We start from the raw sequence: 18,293 nt of genomic DNA, 5'->3' as shown, positions 1-18,293 counted from the left end.
GGTCGCCGGGCGGGGCGGCGCCGCCTCCCGGGCGGGCCGCGTGCCGCCCTCCGCCGTGCGTCGGATCCGGCCCGATGTGAGCTGACTCTCACTGCGGCCGATTGTGGAATCTCTACAGCCGGATGGGCCTCTGAGCAGTCACTTCGGCTGCATCCCCGAAGCGTTCTGTCCGGGGGTGCCAGGAAAACGGTCCCGAGACTGTGCGGAGTCGACGGTCCGTTCTCCCCCCGCCCCTCCGTAAGGTCGAGAGCATGACCGTTTTGGACGAAGCTGGATCTTCGGCGGGCGAGCCCGCGGACGCGCGGGGCCGAGTCGCCGAATTGGCTCAGATCCGTGCACAGGCCCTCGCCGGACCCAGTGAGAGGGCGACCGAGGCGCAGCATGCCAAGGGCAAGCTGACGGCCCGTGAGCGGATCGGTCTGCTCCTGGACGAGGGGTCCTTCCAGGAGGTCGAGCAGCTGCGCAGGCACCGGGCGACCGGGTTCGGCCTGGAGGCCAAGAGGCCCTACACCGACGGGGTCGTCACCGGCTGGGGCACGGTCGAGGGCCGTACGGTGTTCGTGTACGCACACGACTTCCGGATCTTCGGCGGGGCGCTCGGGGAGGCCCACGCCACGAAGATCCACAAGATCATGGACATGGCCATCGCGGCCGGTGCGCCGCTGGTCTCCCTCAACGACGGCGCCGGCGCCCGCATCCAGGAGGGTGTCTCCGCGCTCGCCGGATACGGGGGCATCTTCCAGCGCAACACCCGGGCGTCGGGTGTGATCCCGCAGATCAGCGTGATGCTGGGCCCGTGCGCGGGCGGCGCCGCCTACAGCCCCGCCCTGACGGACTTCGTGTTCATGGTGCGGGAGACCTCGCAGATGTTCATCACCGGGCCCGACGTGGTCCGCGCGGTCACCGGCGAGGAGATCTCCCAGAACGGGCTCGGCGGTGCGGACGTGCACGCCGAGACCTCCGGGGTGTGCCACTTCGCCTACGACGACGAGGAGACCTGCCTCGCCGAGGTCCGCTACCTCCTCGCGATGCTCCCGCAGAACAACCGCGAGAACCCCCCGGTCGTGCCCTCCGACGACCCCGCCGACCGCCGCAGCGACGTCCTGCTGGACCTGGTTCCGGCCGACGGCAACCGCCCCTACGACATGACCAAGGTCATCGAGGAGCTCGTCGACGACGGCGACTATCTGGAGGTCCACGAGCGCTGGGCGCGCAACATCATCTGCGCTCTGGCCCGTCTGGACGGGCAGGTCGTGGGCATCGTCGCCAACCAGCCCCAATCCCTGGCCGGGGTCCTGGACATCGAGGCCTCCGAGAAGGCGGCCCGCTTCGTGCAGATGTGCGACGCCTTCAACATCCCCATCGTCACCCTCCTGGACGTTCCGGGGTTCCTGCCGGGGGTCGACCAGGAGCACGGCGGCATCATCCGCCACGGCGCGAAGCTCCTGTACGCCTACTGCAACGCCACCGTGCCCCGCATCTCCCTCATCCTGCGCAAGGCCTACGGCGGCGCCTACATCGTGATGGACAGCCAGTCCATCGGCGCCGACCTCACCTACGCCTGGCCCACCAACGAGATCGCCGTCATGGGCGCCGAAGGCGCGGCCAACGTCATCTTCCGCCGCCAGATCGCCGCCGCCCAGGACCCCGAGGCCATGCGGGCCCGCATGGTCAAGGAGTACAAGGCCGAGCTGATGCACCCCTACTACGCCGCCGAACGCGGTCTGGTCGACGACGTCATCGACCCCGCCGCCACCCGCGAAGTCCTCATCAAGTCCCTGGCCATGCTGCGCAACAAGCACGCCGACCTGCCCTCGCGCAAACACGGAAACCCCCCGCAGTAGCGGCGGACCCCCTGAGCTCTTCTGTCCCGCCCGCGGTACCCACAAGGAGAACGCTGCACATGACTACTCCCGACATCCGCGTCGAGAAGGGCCACGCCGAGCCCGAGGAGGTCGCGGCTCTCACCGCCATCCTCCTCGCCCGCGCCGCCGCGCAGCCCGAGGCCGTGGCCGTCCACCGCGGCCACGACAAGGCCGGCTGGCGTCGCCTGGAGCGCACCCCCGGCTTCCGCGCCCCGCACAGCTGGCAGGGCTGAGCGCTCGGCTCCCTGCCCTGAACGCCCTGTGGGCCCCCGTACTCGCTCGAGTACGGGGGCCCACAGCTTTATGGAGCGGGGAAGACCTCACCCGCCCGCAGACAGAGAACCACCGCGGAAGAACTACCGCAGTCGTGCCATCAGCGCATGCTCGACCAGAGTGATGAGCGCGCTCTTCGCGTCCGCGCGGTGGCGGGCGTCGGTGGTGATGATGGGGGTGTCGGGCCCGATCTGGAGGGCTTCCCGCACTTCGTCAGGGGTGTACGGCTGGTGGCCGTCGAAGCCGTTGAGGGCGATGACGAAGGGGAGGCCGGAGTTCTCGAAGTAGTCGACGGCGGGGAAGCAGTCGGCGAGCCGCCTCGTGTCGACCAGGACGACCGCGCCGATGGCGCCACGGACCAGGTCGTCCCACATGAACCAGAACCGGTCCTGGCCGGGGGTGCCGAACAGGTACAGGATCAGGTCCTGGTCCAGGGTGATGCGACCGAAGTCCATGGCGACGGTGGTCGTCGTCTTGTCCCCGGTGTGGGTGAGGTCGTCGATGCCCGCCGACGCGGACGTCATGACGGCCTCGGTGCGCAGCGGGTTGATCTCAGAGACCGCCCCGACGAACGTGGTCTTGCCCACGCCGAAGCCGCCCGCCACCACGATTTTCGCGCTGGTGGTGGAGCGGTCTTTTGCTCCGCCGCTAGAGCTTGCGAAGTCCACTGAGCACCCTTTCGAGCAGTGTCACGTCTGGCTGGCCGCCGGCGGTCTCGTCGCCGCCGGGCTGATGGATGGCGACAAGTCCGGCCTCCGCCAGGTCGGCGACGAGGATCCGGGCAACGCCGAGGGGAATGGAGAGCAGGGCCGAGATCTCCGCCACTGACTTGATCTCGCGGCACAGGTTGCAGATGCGCTGGTGCTCCGGCAACTGGCCCTGCAACTGATGCGGTTGTGCGGTGGTGTGCACCAGCGCCTCGATGGCGAGCTGGTAGCGGGGCCTGGTGCGGCCGCCCGTCATGGCGTACGGCCGTACCAGCGGGTTGGACGCCATCGGTGCGGGCGCGGGCGCCTGCTCCGGGGGGCGGCGGTGCGACTGGACCGGCTGGATCCGGGGCGCGTAGGGCTGGTCGTACGGCTGGCTGTAGGGCTGGCCGTACGGTCCGGGGCCGGGCGTACCGGGGCCGGGCGCACCGGGGCCGGGCGCCTGCTGGCCCGGCTGTCGGTACTGCGGCTGCCGGTACTGGGGCTGCCGGCGGTGGCTCGGCGTGGAGGGGAAGTTGTACCGGTTCTGCGAACCGTCACCCTGAGCCTGGCCGTGGCCGGCGGGCCAGTTGGCCGAAGACGAACCGTCTGGGGGTGTTGTTGCAGCCACGTACTCCTCCTCGGAAACCTGTGCCCGGCGCCATCACTGTGGAGCCGCGTCCCGAAACCTTACGGCCCCGGGATGCGAATACGCACCGTCTGTCTGTCAGTTGAGCAGGCTCCCCTGAAGCTCCGCGCGCAGGTCCGGAGTGAGGACGGTGCCCGCTCGGTCGACGAGAAGTGCCATCTCGTACCCAATGAGACCGATGTCCGCTTCTGGGTGGGCGAGTACGGCGAGGGACGATCCGTCGGAGATGGACATGATGAAGAGAAATCCTCGCTCCATCTCCACAACGGTCTGGGTCACCGAGCCGCCCTCGAAGATCCGGGACGCCCCGGCCGTGAGGGAGGTCAGGCCCGACGCGACGGCCGCGAGCTGATCGGCTCGGTCGCGCGGGAAGCCTTCGGACATCGCCAGAAGGAGTCCGTCGGCGGAGACCACCACGGTGTGGGACACCCCGGGGGTGTTGTCCACGAAATTGGTGATCAACCAGTTCAGGTTCTGCGCCGCCTGGCTCATCGGGCTCACACTAACGCTCCTGGTTGTAGGTGCTGTCAGGGCTGAAGCCCTGGCCATTCGTGTCACTGCCCGCGCTGCGGCCCCGCTGGACGCCGCGGCGCAGGTTGCTCAGCCTGCCCCGTACTTCCTCGGGGTCGCGGGAGACCTGGGGGCCGCCCAGCGGGGTCTGTTCCGCGGCGCCCTCGACCAGGTTGGCCTTGGGCACCCGCCGCGGAAGACCGGACGAGGTGACGCCGCCCGCCTTGGGCTCCCGCAGCGCCTCGGCGCGCTGCCAGCGATCGTCGTTGGCCGTACGCCAGCCGGAGCCCTGCCGCTCGCCCTGCGAGGCGTCGCCCGCCGGTCCTTCGCCGTCGCGGCTCTCGCCGTTCGGGCTCTCCCGGCGCTGAGCGGGTGCGCTCGCGCTGCCGTCGGCCACGGGGCCGCCGCGACGCGGAAGACCCGCGTCGGTCAGCTCGTGGGAGACGGCGGACGGAGCCGCGGCGGAGGAGGGGGCAGGTCCCGGACGGTCGAAGCCTACGCGGTCGTGCTCACCCGCGTCAGGCGCCGGAGCGGATTCCGCTTCGGGAGCGTAGTCACCCTGATAGCCGTCCTGGTAACCGTCGCGCAACGGCCAGTCGTCCTGGTGGGACCGCTCCGGGTAGGCGGCGAAGGACTCCTGGACACCGCCCGCACCGGTCTCGTGGCCGTCGTGCCCGGGCTCCGTATACGCGCCGTCCTGATAGCCGTCCTGGGTGGTGTAGTACGAATCGTCGTACGCCTGCGCACCCTGGTCGTAGGTCAGCTGCGGGTCGTAGCCCGCCTGAGCCTGGTCGTACCCGGCGACCGGCTGTCCGTCGTACCCGGTTTGCGCCTGGTCGTATCCCAGGACCGGCGAGCCCTCGGCACCGTCGAAGGCGTTCCGCGTCTCCGCGTACCCCGAGGGCTGCTCGTAGGTTCCCCGCGCGCCGCCCCTGACCTCGTCACGGAACAGCGGACGGTCGCCCTCCGCGGGCTGCCCGGTCTGGGCCTGCGCCCCCAGGGCGGCCCTGCGCTCCTCGCGCATCAGCGAGCGGCCCACCGGGTCGAGCTGGTCGCCCGCCTCGGCGCCGTCGGTGCCCTGGCCCGCGTAGCGGCTGTCGTCGAAGCCCAGCTCCGCGGCCGTGCGCAGCGGCTCGACCTCGGGGACCTGCTGCTCCGGGATGATCGAGGAGACCGTGAACTGGTCGTGCGGCGCCTGGTCGCCACCGCCGCCGTGGGTGATGTTGTCGGGCAGCATCACCAGGGACGTGGTGCCCGCCTGCTCGCCGGAGGGGCGCAGCTGCACGCGGATGCCGTGCCGGTCGGAGAGCCGGCCGACCACGAACAGGCCCATGCGCTGGGAGATCGCCGCGTCCACGGTCGGCGGGTTGGCGAGCCGGTGGTTGATGTCCGCGAAGTCCTCGGCGGTCAGGCCGATGCCCTTGTCGTGGATCTCGATCATCACGCGGCCGTCGGGGAGACGGGTCGCGGTGACCCTGACCTTGGTCTGCGGCGAGGAGAACGTGGTGGCGTTCTCCAGGAGCTCGGCGAGCAGGTGCACGAGGTCGGTCACGGCGAGGCCGTGGATCTCGGCCTCGGGGACGCCCGACAGCTCGATGCGCTCGTACTGCTCCACCTCGGACGAGGCGGCGCGCAACACGTCGACCAGCGGGACCGGCTGGTCCCAGCGGCGGCCCGGCTCCTCGCCGGAGAGAACGAGGAGGTTCTCGCCGTTGCGGCGCATGCGGGTCGCGAGGTGGTCGAGGCGGAAGAGGGACTCCAGCTGGTCCGGGTCGGCCTCGTTGTTCTCCAGGTCGGTGATGAGGGTCAGCTGGCCCTCGATCAGCGACTGGTTGCGGCGCGAGAGGTTGGTGAAGATCGCGTTGATGTTGCCGCGGAGCAGGGCCTGCTCGGAGGCGAGCCGCACGGCCTCGCGGTGCACCTGGTCGAAGGCGCGGGCGACCTCGCCGATCTCGTCCGTGGACGTGATCGGTATGGGCTGCACCCGGGTGTCGACCCGGCCGGGGTCGGTGCGCGAGAGCTGGTCGACGAGCATCGGCAGGCGCTGCTCGGCGATGCCGAAGGCGGCGGTGCGCAGGCTGCGCATCGAGCGGCTCATCTGCCGGGCCATGAGCCCGGCCAGGAGGAAGGCGGCGAGCAGGGCGACCACGACGACCGCGCCGGTGATGAACGCGTCGGTCCTGGCATCGTCGGCGATGCCCGACGCCTCGTTCACGGCCTTGTCGGCGAGGTCCGACTCGATGGTGCGGTACGCGTCGAACTTGAGGGTGGTGACACCCCACAGGGCGGGCGCCGTGATGCCCTTGCCCGCCAGCTCGACCCGGGCGCTCGGCTGGGTCGAGGACAGGCCGGCGATCAGGGCGAGGGTCTTCTCGCCGCTCGGCAGCGGGACGTACTTCTCCCCCTTGGCGCGGGCGGCGGCCTCGGCCTCGGCGGACTGCTGCCTGCCCCTGGCCGCGAGGTCCTTGCGCGCGTCCTGGAGCTTCTTGACGTCCTGCGGGGTGCCGCCGCCGGTGTACTCCTCGATGGCGATGTTCTCCAGGTACGCGTACGAGGAGAAGGCGATCCGCTGCTTGGACAGCTCGGCCGCGCTCGGACCCGGCTCCACCAGGAGGTGCGTGCCGATGGAGCGCTGGAGGGAGAGGGCGGCCTTGGCGAGGGAGACGGCGTAGACGGTGCGGCCGTAGGAGGTGATGTTGCCGGTGCCGAGGCCGAGTTCGTTGGCGAACTCCATCAGCGGGTGCTGGATGGCGACGTACGACTCCTCGGTCTGTACGCCGGGCAGCTTGCTGGTGTACGCGGCCTCGCGCAGGCCCTCGAGCTTCGGCTCGACCTTGTGGAAGGCGGCGAGCCTGCGCTCGAGGCCCTCCTTCGCCGGCATGTCCTTGACGGCGTCGTCGAAGGCGGCGGCCGCGGCGTCCGTGGCCTTGCGGGCACGGACCACAGCAGAATCGTTCTTTTTACCCCTGAGCAGCGGAGCGGCGGAGACGTCCCGCTCCTCGATGAGGCGGTTGCCGTAGTCGAGCGAGGCACGCACGAGACGGGCCGTGGCCTCGGCGTCGCGGGCCTCGTCCCAGGTGTCGATGGCGCCCTTCACCTGGAACCCGCCCATGACGAGGCCGACGAGCACGGGTATGAGGAGGATCGCGTTCAGCCGGGTCGGCACCCGCCAGTTCCTCGGCGAGAGCCGTCCGCCGGAGGCGGCCTGCGGCTCGCTGCCCGGTATGTCCGCGGACGGTGCCGCTGCGCGCGGCGGCGGGGTGAAGTTGCCCCGCGTGTCCCGGTCCGGGGACGCGGGGCTCGTCTTGCTTCGCCTCACTCGACCAACAACCTCTCGGCGGCGGCTCCTGCGCTGGTGCCGCTGTCGTCTCCAAAGGCCCGTGCTACTGGGCAGTTCAGCGCATTCCAGCACGTCAGACTGTGCTCTTCCAAACAGTAGGGAAGAAGAGCTCCGCGTGGCGCAAGCCTCAGATAAATCGGTCATAAAGAGCGAGCCCCGCCAAAAGGCGGGGCTCTTGTGTGCACAGCGGCACCGGCCGACCGCGAGGTGTCGCGGCGGCCAGGGCAATTCTCTGTCGAAACGTTATGAACACGGCAGCCGTCCGTGTCAAAGGACACAGATCGTTCCGTGCGCTCTACGGCAACTTCCGTATGGTCCCGCCTACTTGAGTCGTGCCATAAGTGCGTGCTCGACCAGTGTGATCAAGCCACTCTTTGCGTCCGCACGGTGTCGTGCGTCGGTGGTGATGATGGGAGTGTCCGGACCGAGTTGCAGTGCTTCGCGTACTTCGTCGGGAGTGTACGGCTGGTGCCCGTCGAAGCCGTTGAGGGCGATGACGAAGGGGAGGCCGGAGTTCTCGAAGTAGTCCACCGCGGGGAAGCAGTCCGCGAGCCGCCGGGTGTCCACGAGCACGACCGCGCCGATCGCGCCGCGCACGAGGTCGTCCCACATGAACCAGAACCGGTCCTGACCGGGCGTGCCGAACAGGTACAGGATCAGATCCTGGTCCAGCGTGATACGGCCGAAATCCATCGCCACGGTCGTGGTGGTCTTGTCACCCGTGTGCGTGAGGTCGTCGATGCCCGCCGACGCGGACGTCATCACGGCCTCGGTGCGCAGCGGATTGATCTCGGAGACCGCCCCCACGAACGTGGTCTTGCCGACGCCGAAGCCGCCCGCCACCACGATCTTGGCGGACGTGGTGGACCGGCCACCGGCGTCGGAGCCCACGGAGCCGCCTCCGTCAGAGCTTGCGAAGTCCACTGAGCACCCTTTCGAGCAGTGTCACGTCGGGCTGGCCGCCGGCGTTCTCGTCGCCGCCCGGCTGGTGGATGGCGACGAGCCCGGCCTCGGCCAGGTCGGCGACGAGGATGCGGGCCACACCGAGCGGCATCGAAAGCAGCGCGGAGACCTCGGCCACCGACTTGACCTCACGGCACAGGTGGCAGATCCGCTGGTGCTCGGGGAGCAGCCCCATCAGCTGGGCCGGGTCGGCCGTGGTGCTGACGAGCGCCTCTATCGCGAGCTGGTAGCGGGGCCTGGTCCGGCCGCCGGTCATCGCGTAGGGACGCACCAGCGGCTGGTCGCCCTCGATCCCGTACCCGGCATGGGAAGCACCGTACGGGTCGTGAGAGGCGGTGGGCGGGTTCATGGATCCTCCGGGCGGGACAGCAGTTGTCTGCGATCCGTCTGACAGAGCCGGGGTGGGGCATGACTGGCGGCCGGACGGTGGTCGGTTCGTACGGTCGGTTGGCTCGGACGGTGGGGCGGCCGAGTGGGACGGGCCCGGGGTGGCCGGGTCAGTGCAACAGGCTGCCTTGCAGTTCGGCGCGCAGGTCCGGGGTCAGTACGGTGCCCGCGCGGTCGACGAGAAGGGCCATCTCGTAGCCGACGAGGCCGATGTCGCACTCCGGGTGCGCGAGCACCGCGAGCGACGAACCGTCCGAGATGGACATGAGGAACAGGAAGCCCCGCTCCATCTCCACCACGGTCTGGGTGACCGCGCCGCCCTCGAAGATCCGGGAGGCCCCGGCCGTGAGGGAGGTCAGGCCGGAGGCGACGGCCGCGAGCTGGTCGGCGCGGTCGCGCGGGAAGCCCTCGGACATCGCGAGAAGCAGGCCGTCGGCGGAGACCACGACCGTGTGGGACACCCCGGGGGTGTTGTCCACGAAGTTGGTGATCAACCAGTTCAGGTTCTGTGCCGCCTGGCTCATCGGACTCAACTAACGCTCCTGCTGGTGAGTGGGGAAACTGCCGGTCTGGCCGGTGCCGGCCTGACGACCCTGCTGAATTCCCCTACGGAGATTGGTCAGCCGGCCGCGCACGTCGTCGGGCGCGCGCGAGACCTGCGGACCCGTGCTGTCCTGGGCCTGCTGCGCGGTGCCCGCCACGAGGTTCGCCCGTGGCACGCGGCGCGGCAGGCCGGAGGTCGTGACGCCGCCCGCGGAGGGCTGCCGGACGCGCTCGGCCTGGCGGCCGAGCTCGTCGTTCGGCGTCGCACGCCAAGAGGTGGTGCCGGTGGTGCTGTTCGCGGCCGGGGCGCCCGCGCCCGGGCGCTGGGGCAGCGGGGGAGTGCCGCCCTGGTGGCCCTGCGCGGGGTGCTGCGGCTGCTGGTCCTGCGGCTGCTGGTCGCGGCGCGGCAGCGGCTGCTGCGGCGCCTCGGCCCTGCCCCGCTCGGGACGGCGGCCGGGCTCGGTGCCGTTGCCGCGCTGCGGGGCCCCCGGGCGCTGCGGCCGCTGGGGACGCTGCGGCAGGTCGGTGGGCAGCCCCTGCTCGGCCTGCCGGTCCTGCTGCGGCTGCTGGTGCTGGGGCTGCTGGAGGTACTGCTGCGGGGCCCCCTGCTGGGGTGCCTGGCGGTGGTGCGGCTGCTGCTGGTCGTGCTGCGGGTGCTGGCCCTGCGGGTTCCGCTGGGCCTGGCGGTCCTGCTCGGCCTGCGCCTGCTGGGAGAACCAGTTGGTCTCCAGCGTGTCGTACAGCGGCGTACGACCGTCCAGCGGACCGGAAGCCGGCGGCAGCGCGTCGAGATCGGCCTGCTGCGGCTGCTGGTCGTAGGGGAGCGGGGAACCCAGCTCGTCGTAGGCCTGCTGCCCCTGGGGCTGCTGGGGCTGCGGCTGCTGCGGAGCGCCCTGGTTCCGGTCGTCGAGCGCGCCCTGGCCCTGGTCGCGGCGCGGGGCGGGCGGACGCGGCACGGTGAACTCACCGGTGCCGTGCGGGGTCCTGCCGCTCTGCGGGATGCCCCTGTCGGGCCCGCCGAAGACATCGGAGCGGACGAACTCGCCGGTGGCGCCCACGTTCGGGGCCTGCGGAGCACCGCCCCGCGCACCGTTGTGGCCGGACGAGCCCGGGGGCGGTCCGTCGAAGTCGGGGCGGTCGAACTGCGCGGTGGAACCGGGACCCCGGCTGTCGTCGGCCAGGCCCGCGGGAGCGGGGAACTGGCCGGTGGACTCGGGCTCCTCGTGGCCGCGGGGCGTGTCGAACGGCTCCCGCGCGACCTGGGGCTGCGCGTTCTCGTCGCTCCAGCTCGGCGTACGCGGCTGTGTCGAGCCGCCGGGCAGCTCGGCGCGCGGTCCGCCACGCGGCGGCAGCTGCGGCCTGCGCCCCTGGTCGCCGCCGGAACCGGCGCCCGTACCCGCGTCGTTGGTGCGCTGCTGCGGCACCGGCGGCTGCGGCATGCCCGCGGTGGGGCGGCTGCCCTGCGAGAACCCGGGCTGCCGGGTACCGGGACGCTGCGGCCCCGCACCCGTGGGACCGGCGAGGCCCGCGGGCCCGTTGGCCCCCGCCCCGCCGCCGGGACCGGAGGCCCCGGCCCCCGCGAGACCACCGGGCGCCACCGGGGACCCGGCGGACGGAGCACCGGCCGAAGGTCCCTGGGCACCGCCGCGCGCGGGCAGTGCGGCCCGCGGGCCCTGCCCTGCCACCTGGCCGCGCTGGGCACCCGCGCCGGGGCCGACCTGGCCGCCACGGGCACGCTGGGCGCCGCCGAGGCCCGCCGCCACACCGCCGCCGCGTCGCGCGGCCGCGGCACCGGCCGCCGCCTGCGCGGCGGCGGGACCGCCGGTCGGGCCGGGCGCGCCCGGCTTGCTCGGGGCCTTCTTGCCGCCCTGGGCGACGTCGACGGGCAGCATGACGAGGGCGGTCGTGCCGCCGGAGTCGGAGGGGCGCAGCTGGATGCGGATGCCGTGGCGCTGCGAGAGGCGGCCGACCACGAACAGACCCATGCGCCGCGAGACCGAGACGTCCACGGTGGGCGGCGACGCGAGCCGCTCATTGATCGCGGCGAGGTCCTCGGGGGAGAGGCCGATGCCGGTGTCGTGGATCTCGATGAGCACGCGGCCGTCGGGCAGCGCGTGCCCGGTGACCTTCACCTTGGTCTGCGGCGAGGAGAACGAGGTCGCGTTCTCGAGCAGCTCGGCGAGGAGGTGCACGAGGTCGTTGACGACGCGTCCCGCGACCTCGGTCGAGGGCACCGCGGAGAGTTCGATGCGCTCGTACTGCTCCACCTCGGACGCGGCGGCCCGCAGCACGTCGACGAGCGGCACGGGGCGGGTCCACCGGCGGCCCGGCTCCTCACCGGCGAGGACGAGGAGGTTCTCGCCGTTGCGGCGCATGCGGGTGGCGAGGTGGTCGAGCTTGAACAGCGAGGAGAGCTGGTCGGGGTCGGCCTCGCGGGACTCCAGCTCGGAGATGAGCGAGAGCTGGCGCTGGATGAGGCCCTGGGAGCGGCGCGAGAGGTTGGTGAACATCGCGTTGACGTTGCCCCGCAGCAGGGCCTGCTCGGCGGCGAGGCGGACGGCCTCGCGGTGCACGTCGTCGAAGGCCGCGGCCACCTGGCCGATCTCGTCCCGGGAGTGCACACCGACGGACTCCACGGACGTGTCGACGTCCTGCGGGTCGGACTCGGAGAGCTGCTTGACCAGCTCGGGCAGGCGGTCCTGGGCGACCTTGGTGGCGGTGTCCTGGAGCCGGCGCAGCGAGCGGATCATGGAGCGGGCCACGACGAAGGCGCCGACGAGCGAGACGCCGATCACCAACAGGATGAGCGCGCCGTTGAGGATCGCCTGCTGCTCGGACTCGTTCCTGAGGGAACGGGCCTTCTGCTCCATCTCGTCGAGCAGCGTCAGCTCGATCTTCGACATCTCCGAGATCTTGGTGGAGTCGGCGTCCACCCAGTCCTTGTAGGACCGCTTGCCGCGGAGCTTGATGCCGCCTTCCTGCTCGAGGACGCGCTTGGCGTAGGAGTTGGCGGCCTCGATGGAGGCGTTGCCCTCGCTGATGGGCTTCAGGAGCTTCTCGGGGTCACCGGAGTAGATCCGGTTGAAGGACTGGAGCTCCGAGCCCTCCTTGTCCAGGGCGGAGAAGGCGTACCGGCGGTCGGTCTCGGTGAGCTGGCCGAACTCGCGGTTGTTCGCGGGCAGCGCGGCCGCGATGACGGCGCGCTGGACGGAGGCGTACTCCTTGGCGGACGAGAACGCGGCGAGCGCACGGGTGCGCTGGATCATGTCCGGGTTGCTGGTCGCCTGCGCCATGTCCTCGGAGAGCGCGAGGAGCTGCTCGATCAGCTGGCTGTAGGCGTCGACGGTCTGCGAGACGGACTTGGGGTCCTCGTACGCGTTCCGGCGGACGTCGTTGATCTTCTGGAGCTGCTGGGTGATCTGGATGGTGCTCTGCCGGACACCGAGCAGGCCCTTGTCGCTGTCGCTGTCGTCCAGCTGCTGCGTGCCGCGCAGGAAGTTCTTGTAGGCCCGGTCCGTCTTGTCCCGGGAGCCCTTGACGACGAAGTCCGTGTCCTTCGCGCCGTGCGCGAGCGGACCCGCCGACTGGTCGCGCTCCTCCTGGAGCGCCGCGGCCAGCTCGGTGGCCTGCTTGGTCATGTCGGTCAGCAGCTTCATGTTGTCGAGCTGCTCGATCTCGTCCAGCGACGAGTTGATGCGCAGCGCGCCGAGGCCGGTCGCCGCGATGACGGGCAGCGCGAGAAGCGAGATCAGACGGGTGCGGATGCGCCAGTTGCGCAGGGCTATTCGGGGGCCGGGACCCGGGGGCGTCTTGGACCCCTGCGGCAGGGCTCCGCCCGCGGCCTGGCCCGAGCCCGCGCGGCCGGCACCCGCGGTGCCGTCACCGGACTGCACCGGCCCGGGGCCCTGGGCGTCCTTGGCCGAGGAGCCGCGGTCACCTCCGCCGCGCTCCGGCTCGGCCGCAGCGTTCCCGCGGCCGCGGTCGGCCTGGGGAGACCCCTTGCCATCCCTCTTGAAACGTCCCTGCACTAGCGTCGCAACCTCTGGACCAGGCGTCCTGCCGCGTTGACGGCGGGACGGTGTCGGCGTCTCGGGGCGCAAGGCACCCCTTGGTGGTCGTGAGACCGGCGCTGCTCCCCCTTCCCGCCGCCAATCGGCGCTGCGTTGCGCCCCTGCGCGCCGGTTCGATCCCGCGGCGGTCCCGGGAATTCCAGCACAGTGCCGGATCTCCAACAAGGCCCGTGAGCCGGGCCGCGAACTCCGTGACCGCATGTGATGGGCGAGTTACGAGACGTAGAAAGTGAACTCTCCCATAGCGGACTTTTCCGTACGAGTTTGCGCGGCAGCGCGGGTGTCCCAGTGTTCATGATCAGGAGCGGAATGGGGTCTTCAGGGAGGCATTGTCCGTTTTCATTGGACGGACCACTAGCCGGAATTGACCCTTTTGCCCAGTCATTCGTGAGCAAACTCACATGAAGATCATGGCCTCTTCTGGACTTTCGTCGGGAATTGAATGTTTAGCCTGACGCTTTACAGGGATGGCGAAACCGACAACCGGCGTCCAGCCAGCGGCGCCCCGACCGACAGGGTCCGAACCGCAGATGAAGTCCACGCTGATGTTCCGCAACATAGCCAACCCGCGCCGCACCACTCTCGCGCACCTCGACGACGCGGCGGACGTACGGCCCGCCCCGGAGCAGCCCGAGCACCCCGAGCAGCCCGTAGTACTCCCGGCCCAGACGGCCAACCCGCGCCGCACGGTCCTGATGGAAGCGCCGTGAGCCGGGACACCGGCGTCCGCCGGGCGTGATCAGCCCGTCCGGCGATCGGGGCCGGGCTGCGAAGCGCAGACAAGGGGGACGGGGAGCCGAGCCCCATAGACTGGGCCGGCAATCTCCACCCACGTAATAAGGGGCCCCGTGCGCATCGCCAGGTTCTCCATCGACGGCAACGTCGCCTTCGGCGCGGTCGAGGGCGAAGCTCCCCCCGGAAGCACCGAGGGACTCGTCCTCGACATCATCAAGGGCATCCCGTTCGCGGACTTCGAGCTCTCCGGCACGAAGGTCCCGCTGAGCAAGGTCCGGCTGCTCCCGCCCGTGCTCCCCAGCAAGGTCGTGGCCATCGGCCGCAACTACGCGGAGCACGCGGCGGAGCTCGGCAACGCGGTCCCCGACCCCGCCGACGCCCCGGTCGCCTTCTTCAAGCCGTCCACGTCGGTGACGGGCCCCGGCGCCGCCATCGAGTACCCCTCCTTCTCGCAGGAGCTGCACCACGAGGCCGAGCTGGCCGTGGTCATCGGCCGGATGTGCCGCGAGGTGCCGCGCGAGCGGGTCGCCGACGTCATCCTCGGCTACACCTGCGCCAACGACGTCACCGCGCGCGACGTGCAGAAGCGCGAGAACCAGTGGTCCCGCGCCAAGGGCTTCGACACCGCCTGCCCGCTCGGCCCCTGGGTGGAGACCGGCATCGACCTGGCCCGCGCCGGCGACCTCACCCTCCAGTGCACGGTCAACGGCGAGCAGCGCCAGCTCGGCCGCACCACGGACATGATCCGTCCCATCGAGGACCTCATCGTCCACCTCAGCGAGGCGATGACGCTGCTCCCCGGCGACGTCGTCCTCACGGGCACCCCGGCAGGGGTGGGCCCGCTCAACGTCGGCGACGAGGTCGCCGTCACCATCGAAGGCATCGGCACTCTCACCAACAAGGTGATCAAGCGTGGCTAACGCGACTCCCGACGGCACCGTCCGGGTACGTTTCTGTCCCTCCCCGACCGGCAACCCCCACGTGGGCCTGGTCCGCACCGCCCTGTTCAACTGGGCCTACGCCCGGCACAACGGCGGCACCCTGGTCTTCCGCATCGAGGACACCGACGCGGCCCGTGACTCCGAGGAGTCCTACGAGCAGCTCCTGGACTCCATGCGCTGGCTGGGCTTCGACTGGGACGAGGGCCCCGAGGTCGGCGGCCCGCACGCGCCGTACCGCCAGTCGCAGCGCATGGACGTCTACCGCGACGTCGCCGAGAAGCTCGTCGCCTCCGGCCACGCCTACCCGTGCTACTGCACCACCGAGGAGCTGGACGCCCGCCGGGAGGCCGCCCGCGCCGCCGGCAAGCCCTCCGGCTACGACGGAGCCTGCCGCGACCTCACCGCCGAGCAGAAGCAGGCGTACGAGGCCGAGGGCCGCAGCCACATCGTCCGCTTCCGCATGCCCGACGAGGCGACGACCTTCACCGACCTGGTCCGCGGCGAGATCACCGTCCAGGCCGAGAACGTCACCGACTACGGCATCGTGCGCGCCAACGGCGCCCCGCTGTACACGCTGGTCAACCCGGTCGACGACGCCCTGATGGAGATCACTCACGTCCTGCGCGGCGAGGACCTGCTCTCCTCGACCCCGCGCCAGATCGCGCTCTACAAGGCGCTGATCGAGCTGGGCGTCGCGAAGACCATCCCGCAGTTCGGCCACCTGCCGTACGTCATGGGCGAGGGCAACAAGAAGCTCTCCAAGCGCGACCCGCAGGCGAGCCTGAACCTCTACCGCGAGCGCGGCTTCCTGCCCGAGGGCCTGCTCAACTACCTCTCGCTCCTCGGCTGGTCCTTCTCCGCCGACCAGGACGTCTTCACGATCGACGAGATGGTCGCGAAGTTCGACCTCGCCGACGTGAACTCCAACCCGGCCCGCTTCGACCTGAAGAAGGCCGAGGCGATCAACGCCGACCACATCCGGATGCTCGACGTGAAGGCGTTCGCCGCGGCCTGCGAGCCGTGGCTGCGGGCGCCGCACGCCCCCTGGGCCGCGGAGGACTTCGACGCGGCGGTCTGGGAGGCCATCGCGCCGCACGCCCAGACCCGCATCAAGGTCCTCTCCGAGATCACGGACAACGTCGACTTCCTGTTCCTGCCGGAGCCGGTCTTCGACGAGGCCTCCTGGACGAAGGCCATGAAGGAGGGCTCGGACGCGCTGCTGCGCACGGCCCGCGAGAAGCTGGAAGCCGCGGACTGGTCCTCCGCCGATTCCCTGAAGGAGGCGGTCCTCGCCGCAGGGGAGGCCCACGGCCTCAAGCTCGGCAAGGCCCAGGCCCCCGTCCGCGTCGCCGTCACCGGGCGCACGATCGGCCTGCCCCTCTTCGAGTCCCTGGAGATCCTCGGCAAGGACGCGACCCTGGCCCGCGTCGACGCGGCCCTGGCGAAGCTCACCGCGTAGCCGCCGCCCGCGTACGCGACGCCGGCCGCCCGCGCCCGGCACACCCGAAGGGCCCGGAAGCCGTCACGGCTTCCGGGCCCTTCGCGCCTCGCCGAGCCGCCCGCGCCGTTGCCGGGCGATACCCGTTTTGGAGCGCCGTCCACCTTCGGGTAATGTTCTTTCTGCGCCGCCCGAGAGGGCCGAAAGGTCCGGCCCGGGAAGCGCAAGTCAAACAAAGCCCCCGCAGGGGGTTGCGCTTTGATGGCCTATGGTGTAATTGGCAGCACGACGGTTTCTGGTTCCGTTAGTCTAGGTTCGAGTCCTGGTAGGCCAGCTCGCAGAGCTCATCTGCACCTGCGGATCACAATCCGCGAAGCCCCCGTTGTGTAGCGGCCTAGCACGCTGCCCTCTCAAGGCAGTAGCGCCGGTTCGAATCCGGTCGGGGGTACAGATCCTTCCCGTGAGGACAGTTCGGGTCGCACCCACTGACTTCAACGCAGGATCGCTAGGGCCCCCGTTGTGTAGCGGCCTAGCACGCCGCCCTCTCAAGGCGGTAGCGCCGGTTCGAATCCGGTCGGGGGTACTGTGGTCTGGTCTAGACCACCCATGGGCTATGGTGTAATTGGCAACACGAAGGTTTCTGGTTCCTTTGTTCTAGGTTCGAGTCCTGGTAGCCCAGCGCAGTACGGCAGTACCAGCTAGCCCCCGTTGTGTAGCGGCCTAGCACGCCGCCCTCTCAAGGCGGTAGCGCCGGTTCGAATCCGGTCGGGGGTACAGCGAAGAAGAAGCCCTTCCCGGTCGGGGAGGGCTTCTTCGCATATGTGCGGGTCCGTGTGCGTGCGGGTTCGTGGTGCGCGGGCGGGGCGTCGGGTGCGTACGTACGACACGACACGGCACGACGAACGCGGACCCACGGCACGACGAACGCGGACCCATGGCGCGTCGGACGCGGGCGCACGACACCCCCCAACCCCCGCCCGCCGCTGCGGCGTTGGAGCCGCGGGCCGGGGATGAGGGGTGGGAGATCCTCAGCTGGTGCGGCGCAGCGCCTCCGAGAGGCGGCCCGCCGCGTCGATGACGGCCTGGGCGTGCATCCGCCCCGGGTGCCGCGTCAGGCGCTCGATCGGTCCGGACACCGAGACGGCAGCCACCACCCGGTTCGAAGGACCGCGCACCGGCGCCGACACCGACGCCACCCCCGGCTCACGCTCACCGATCGACTGGGCCCAGCCCCTGCGACGTACGCCGGAAAGGGCCGTGGCCGTGAAGCGCGCGCCCTGAAGACCGCGGTGCAGCCGCTCCGGCTCCTCCCAGGCCATCAGGATCTGCGCCGACGAACCCGCCTTCATCGTGAGCGTCGAACCCACGGGGACCGTGTCCCGAAGACCCGAGAGCCGCTCCGCGGCGGCGACACAGATGCGCATGTCGCCCTGGCGGCGATAGAGCTGCGCGCTCTCGCCCGTCACGTCCCGCAGATGCGTGAGCACGGGCCCCGCCGTCGCCAGGAGACGGTCCTCGCCCGCCGCCGCGGCCAGCTCCGCGAGGCGCGGGCCCAGGATGAAACGGCCCTGCATGTCCCGCGCCACCATCCGGTGGTGTTCCAGGGCCACGGCCAGACGATGGGCCGTGGGTCGAGCGAGCCCGGTGGCCGCGACCAACCCGGCAAGGGTGGCGGGACCGGACTCCAGGGCGCCCAGGACAAGGGCTGCCTTGTCGAGGACGCCAACGCCGCTAGAGTTGTCCATGCAACGATATTCGCGTCTCACTCTGTGAAACGCAAGTTCACATTTCCCGGGAACCCGCCACTCTGGGGAGGCGGACCGCGGACCAACGGTCCCGCTGCCTACGTGCGTACGGGGAACGGGCGTCGGCGTACCGATTCTCTAGTTGGGC

Annotated in this window: 14 protein-coding genes, 5 tRNA genes and 1 pseudogene; 11 read left to right on the top strand and 9 right to left on the bottom strand. The window is 70.8% G+C overall.

The features are described 5' to 3' along the window. The first annotated feature begins 251 nt into the window (after positions 1-251). On the top strand, positions 252-1,844 hold the full coding sequence (locus ACH4DX_RS31005; RefSeq protein WP_398157545.1) for an acyl-CoA carboxylase subunit beta: 1,593 nt from the start codon (positions 252-254) through the stop codon (positions 1,842-1,844). Positions 1,845-1,903: 59 nt separating this feature from the next. Further along, positions 1,904-2,098, top strand: coding sequence for an acyl-CoA carboxylase subunit epsilon (locus ACH4DX_RS31000; protein WP_398123814.1), 195 nt, complete (start codon positions 1,904-1,906; stop codon positions 2,096-2,098). A gap of 123 nt (positions 2,099-2,221) precedes the next feature. Here the strand turns inward: ACH4DX_RS31000 and ACH4DX_RS30995 are convergent, their stop codons facing one another. The 8 genes from ACH4DX_RS30995 to ACH4DX_RS30960 form a co-directional block, all read right to left on the bottom strand. Then, entirely contained in the window at positions 2,222-2,806 is a 585-nt protein-coding gene (locus ACH4DX_RS30995) for an ATP/GTP-binding protein (RefSeq protein ID WP_030566837.1), read from the bottom strand. Then, complete coding sequence (locus ACH4DX_RS30990; RefSeq protein ID WP_398123815.1) at positions 2,787-3,455, bottom strand: DUF742 domain-containing protein; 669 nt, start codon at positions 3,453-3,455, stop codon at positions 2,787-2,789. Before ACH4DX_RS30990 ends, ACH4DX_RS30995 begins: the two co-directional genes overlap by 20 nt. Positions 3,456-3,551: 96 nt before the next feature. Then, a complete protein-coding gene (locus ACH4DX_RS30985; protein ID WP_030361925.1) occupies positions 3,552-3,965 on the bottom strand; it encodes a roadblock/LC7 domain-containing protein in 414 nt (137 codons plus the stop codon). A gap of 10 nt (positions 3,966-3,975) precedes the next feature. After that, positions 3,976-7,302: a nitrate- and nitrite sensing domain-containing protein gene (locus ACH4DX_RS30980; protein WP_398157544.1), complete on the bottom strand. Its 3,327-nt coding sequence runs from the start codon at positions 7,300-7,302 to the stop codon at positions 3,976-3,978. Between the two features lie 342 nt (positions 7,303-7,644). Then, the gene (locus tag ACH4DX_RS30975) at positions 7,645-8,247 is read right to left on the bottom strand and encodes an ATP/GTP-binding protein (protein ID WP_030566844.1); all 603 of its coding nucleotides are present in this window, start codon (positions 8,245-8,247) and stop codon (positions 7,645-7,647) included. Continuing rightward, on the bottom strand, positions 8,228-8,635 hold the full coding sequence (locus ACH4DX_RS30970) for a DUF742 domain-containing protein (protein ID WP_058847497.1): 408 nt from the start codon (positions 8,633-8,635) through the stop codon (positions 8,228-8,230). Before ACH4DX_RS30970 ends, ACH4DX_RS30975 begins: the two co-directional genes overlap by 20 nt. Positions 8,636-8,783: 148 nt before the next feature. After that, a complete protein-coding gene (locus tag ACH4DX_RS30965; RefSeq protein ID WP_016641908.1) occupies positions 8,784-9,197 on the bottom strand; it encodes a roadblock/LC7 domain-containing protein in 414 nt (137 codons plus the stop codon). A 9-nt stretch (positions 9,198-9,206) separates the two neighbouring features. Continuing rightward, on the bottom strand, positions 9,207-13,244 hold the full coding sequence (locus ACH4DX_RS30960) for a nitrate- and nitrite sensing domain-containing protein (RefSeq protein WP_398157543.1): 4,038 nt from the start codon (positions 13,242-13,244) through the stop codon (positions 9,207-9,209). A 572-nt stretch (positions 13,245-13,816) separates the two neighbouring features. On the opposite strand from ACH4DX_RS30960, the gene ACH4DX_RS30955 reads away from it, so the two are divergent. The 9 genes and pseudogenes from ACH4DX_RS30955 (at position 13,817) to ACH4DX_RS30915 (ending at position 17,174) form a co-directional block, all read left to right on the top strand. Beyond that, entirely contained in the window at positions 13,817-13,996 is a 180-nt protein-coding gene (locus tag ACH4DX_RS30955) for a hypothetical protein (protein WP_398157542.1), read from the top strand. 138 nt (positions 13,997-14,134) lie between these two features. Next, the gene (locus tag ACH4DX_RS30950) at positions 14,135-14,941 is read left to right on the top strand and encodes a fumarylacetoacetate hydrolase family protein (RefSeq protein ID WP_398123819.1); all 807 of its coding nucleotides are present in this window, start codon (positions 14,135-14,137) and stop codon (positions 14,939-14,941) included. Next, positions 14,934-16,421, top strand: coding sequence for a glutamate--tRNA ligase (gene gltX / locus ACH4DX_RS30945; protein WP_398157541.1), 1,488 nt, complete (start codon positions 14,934-14,936; stop codon positions 16,419-16,421). The genes ACH4DX_RS30950 and gltX overlap by 8 nt, the downstream gene beginning before the upstream one ends. Positions 16,422-16,496: 75 nt before the next feature. Next, positions 16,497-16,574, top strand: a pseudogene (locus ACH4DX_RS30940) (HAD family hydrolase); the annotation flags it as partial. An 88-nt stretch (positions 16,575-16,662) separates the two neighbouring features. Next, positions 16,663-16,734 (top strand) — tRNA-Gln (locus ACH4DX_RS30935). Between the two features lie 41 nt (positions 16,735-16,775). Further along, positions 16,776-16,848, top strand: a tRNA-Glu gene (locus ACH4DX_RS30930). A 62-nt stretch (positions 16,849-16,910) separates the two neighbouring features. Further along, positions 16,911-16,983: transfer RNA gene (locus ACH4DX_RS30925), tRNA-Glu, on the top strand. 24 nt (positions 16,984-17,007) lie between these two features. Further along, positions 17,008-17,079 (top strand) — tRNA-Gln (locus ACH4DX_RS30920). Positions 17,080-17,101: 22 nt separating this feature from the next. After that, positions 17,102-17,174 (top strand) — tRNA-Glu (locus ACH4DX_RS30915). 254 nt (positions 17,175-17,428) lie between these two features. Here ACH4DX_RS30915 and ndgR read toward each other — a convergent pair. Then, positions 17,429-18,145 carry an IclR family transcriptional regulator NdgR gene (ndgR, locus tag ACH4DX_RS30910; protein WP_058847491.1) on the bottom strand — a complete coding sequence of 239 codons (717 nt, stop codon included), beginning with the start codon at positions 18,143-18,145 and terminating at the stop codon, positions 17,429-17,431. Between the last annotated feature and the right edge of the window lie 148 nt (positions 18,146-18,293).

The sequence above is a fragment of the Streptomyces sp. NPDC017940 genome, assembly GCF_044328435.1.
Taxonomy (GTDB): domain Bacteria; phylum Actinomycetota; class Actinomycetes; order Streptomycetales; family Streptomycetaceae; genus Streptomyces.
This window is presented reverse-complemented; position numbering and strand designations above follow the sequence as displayed.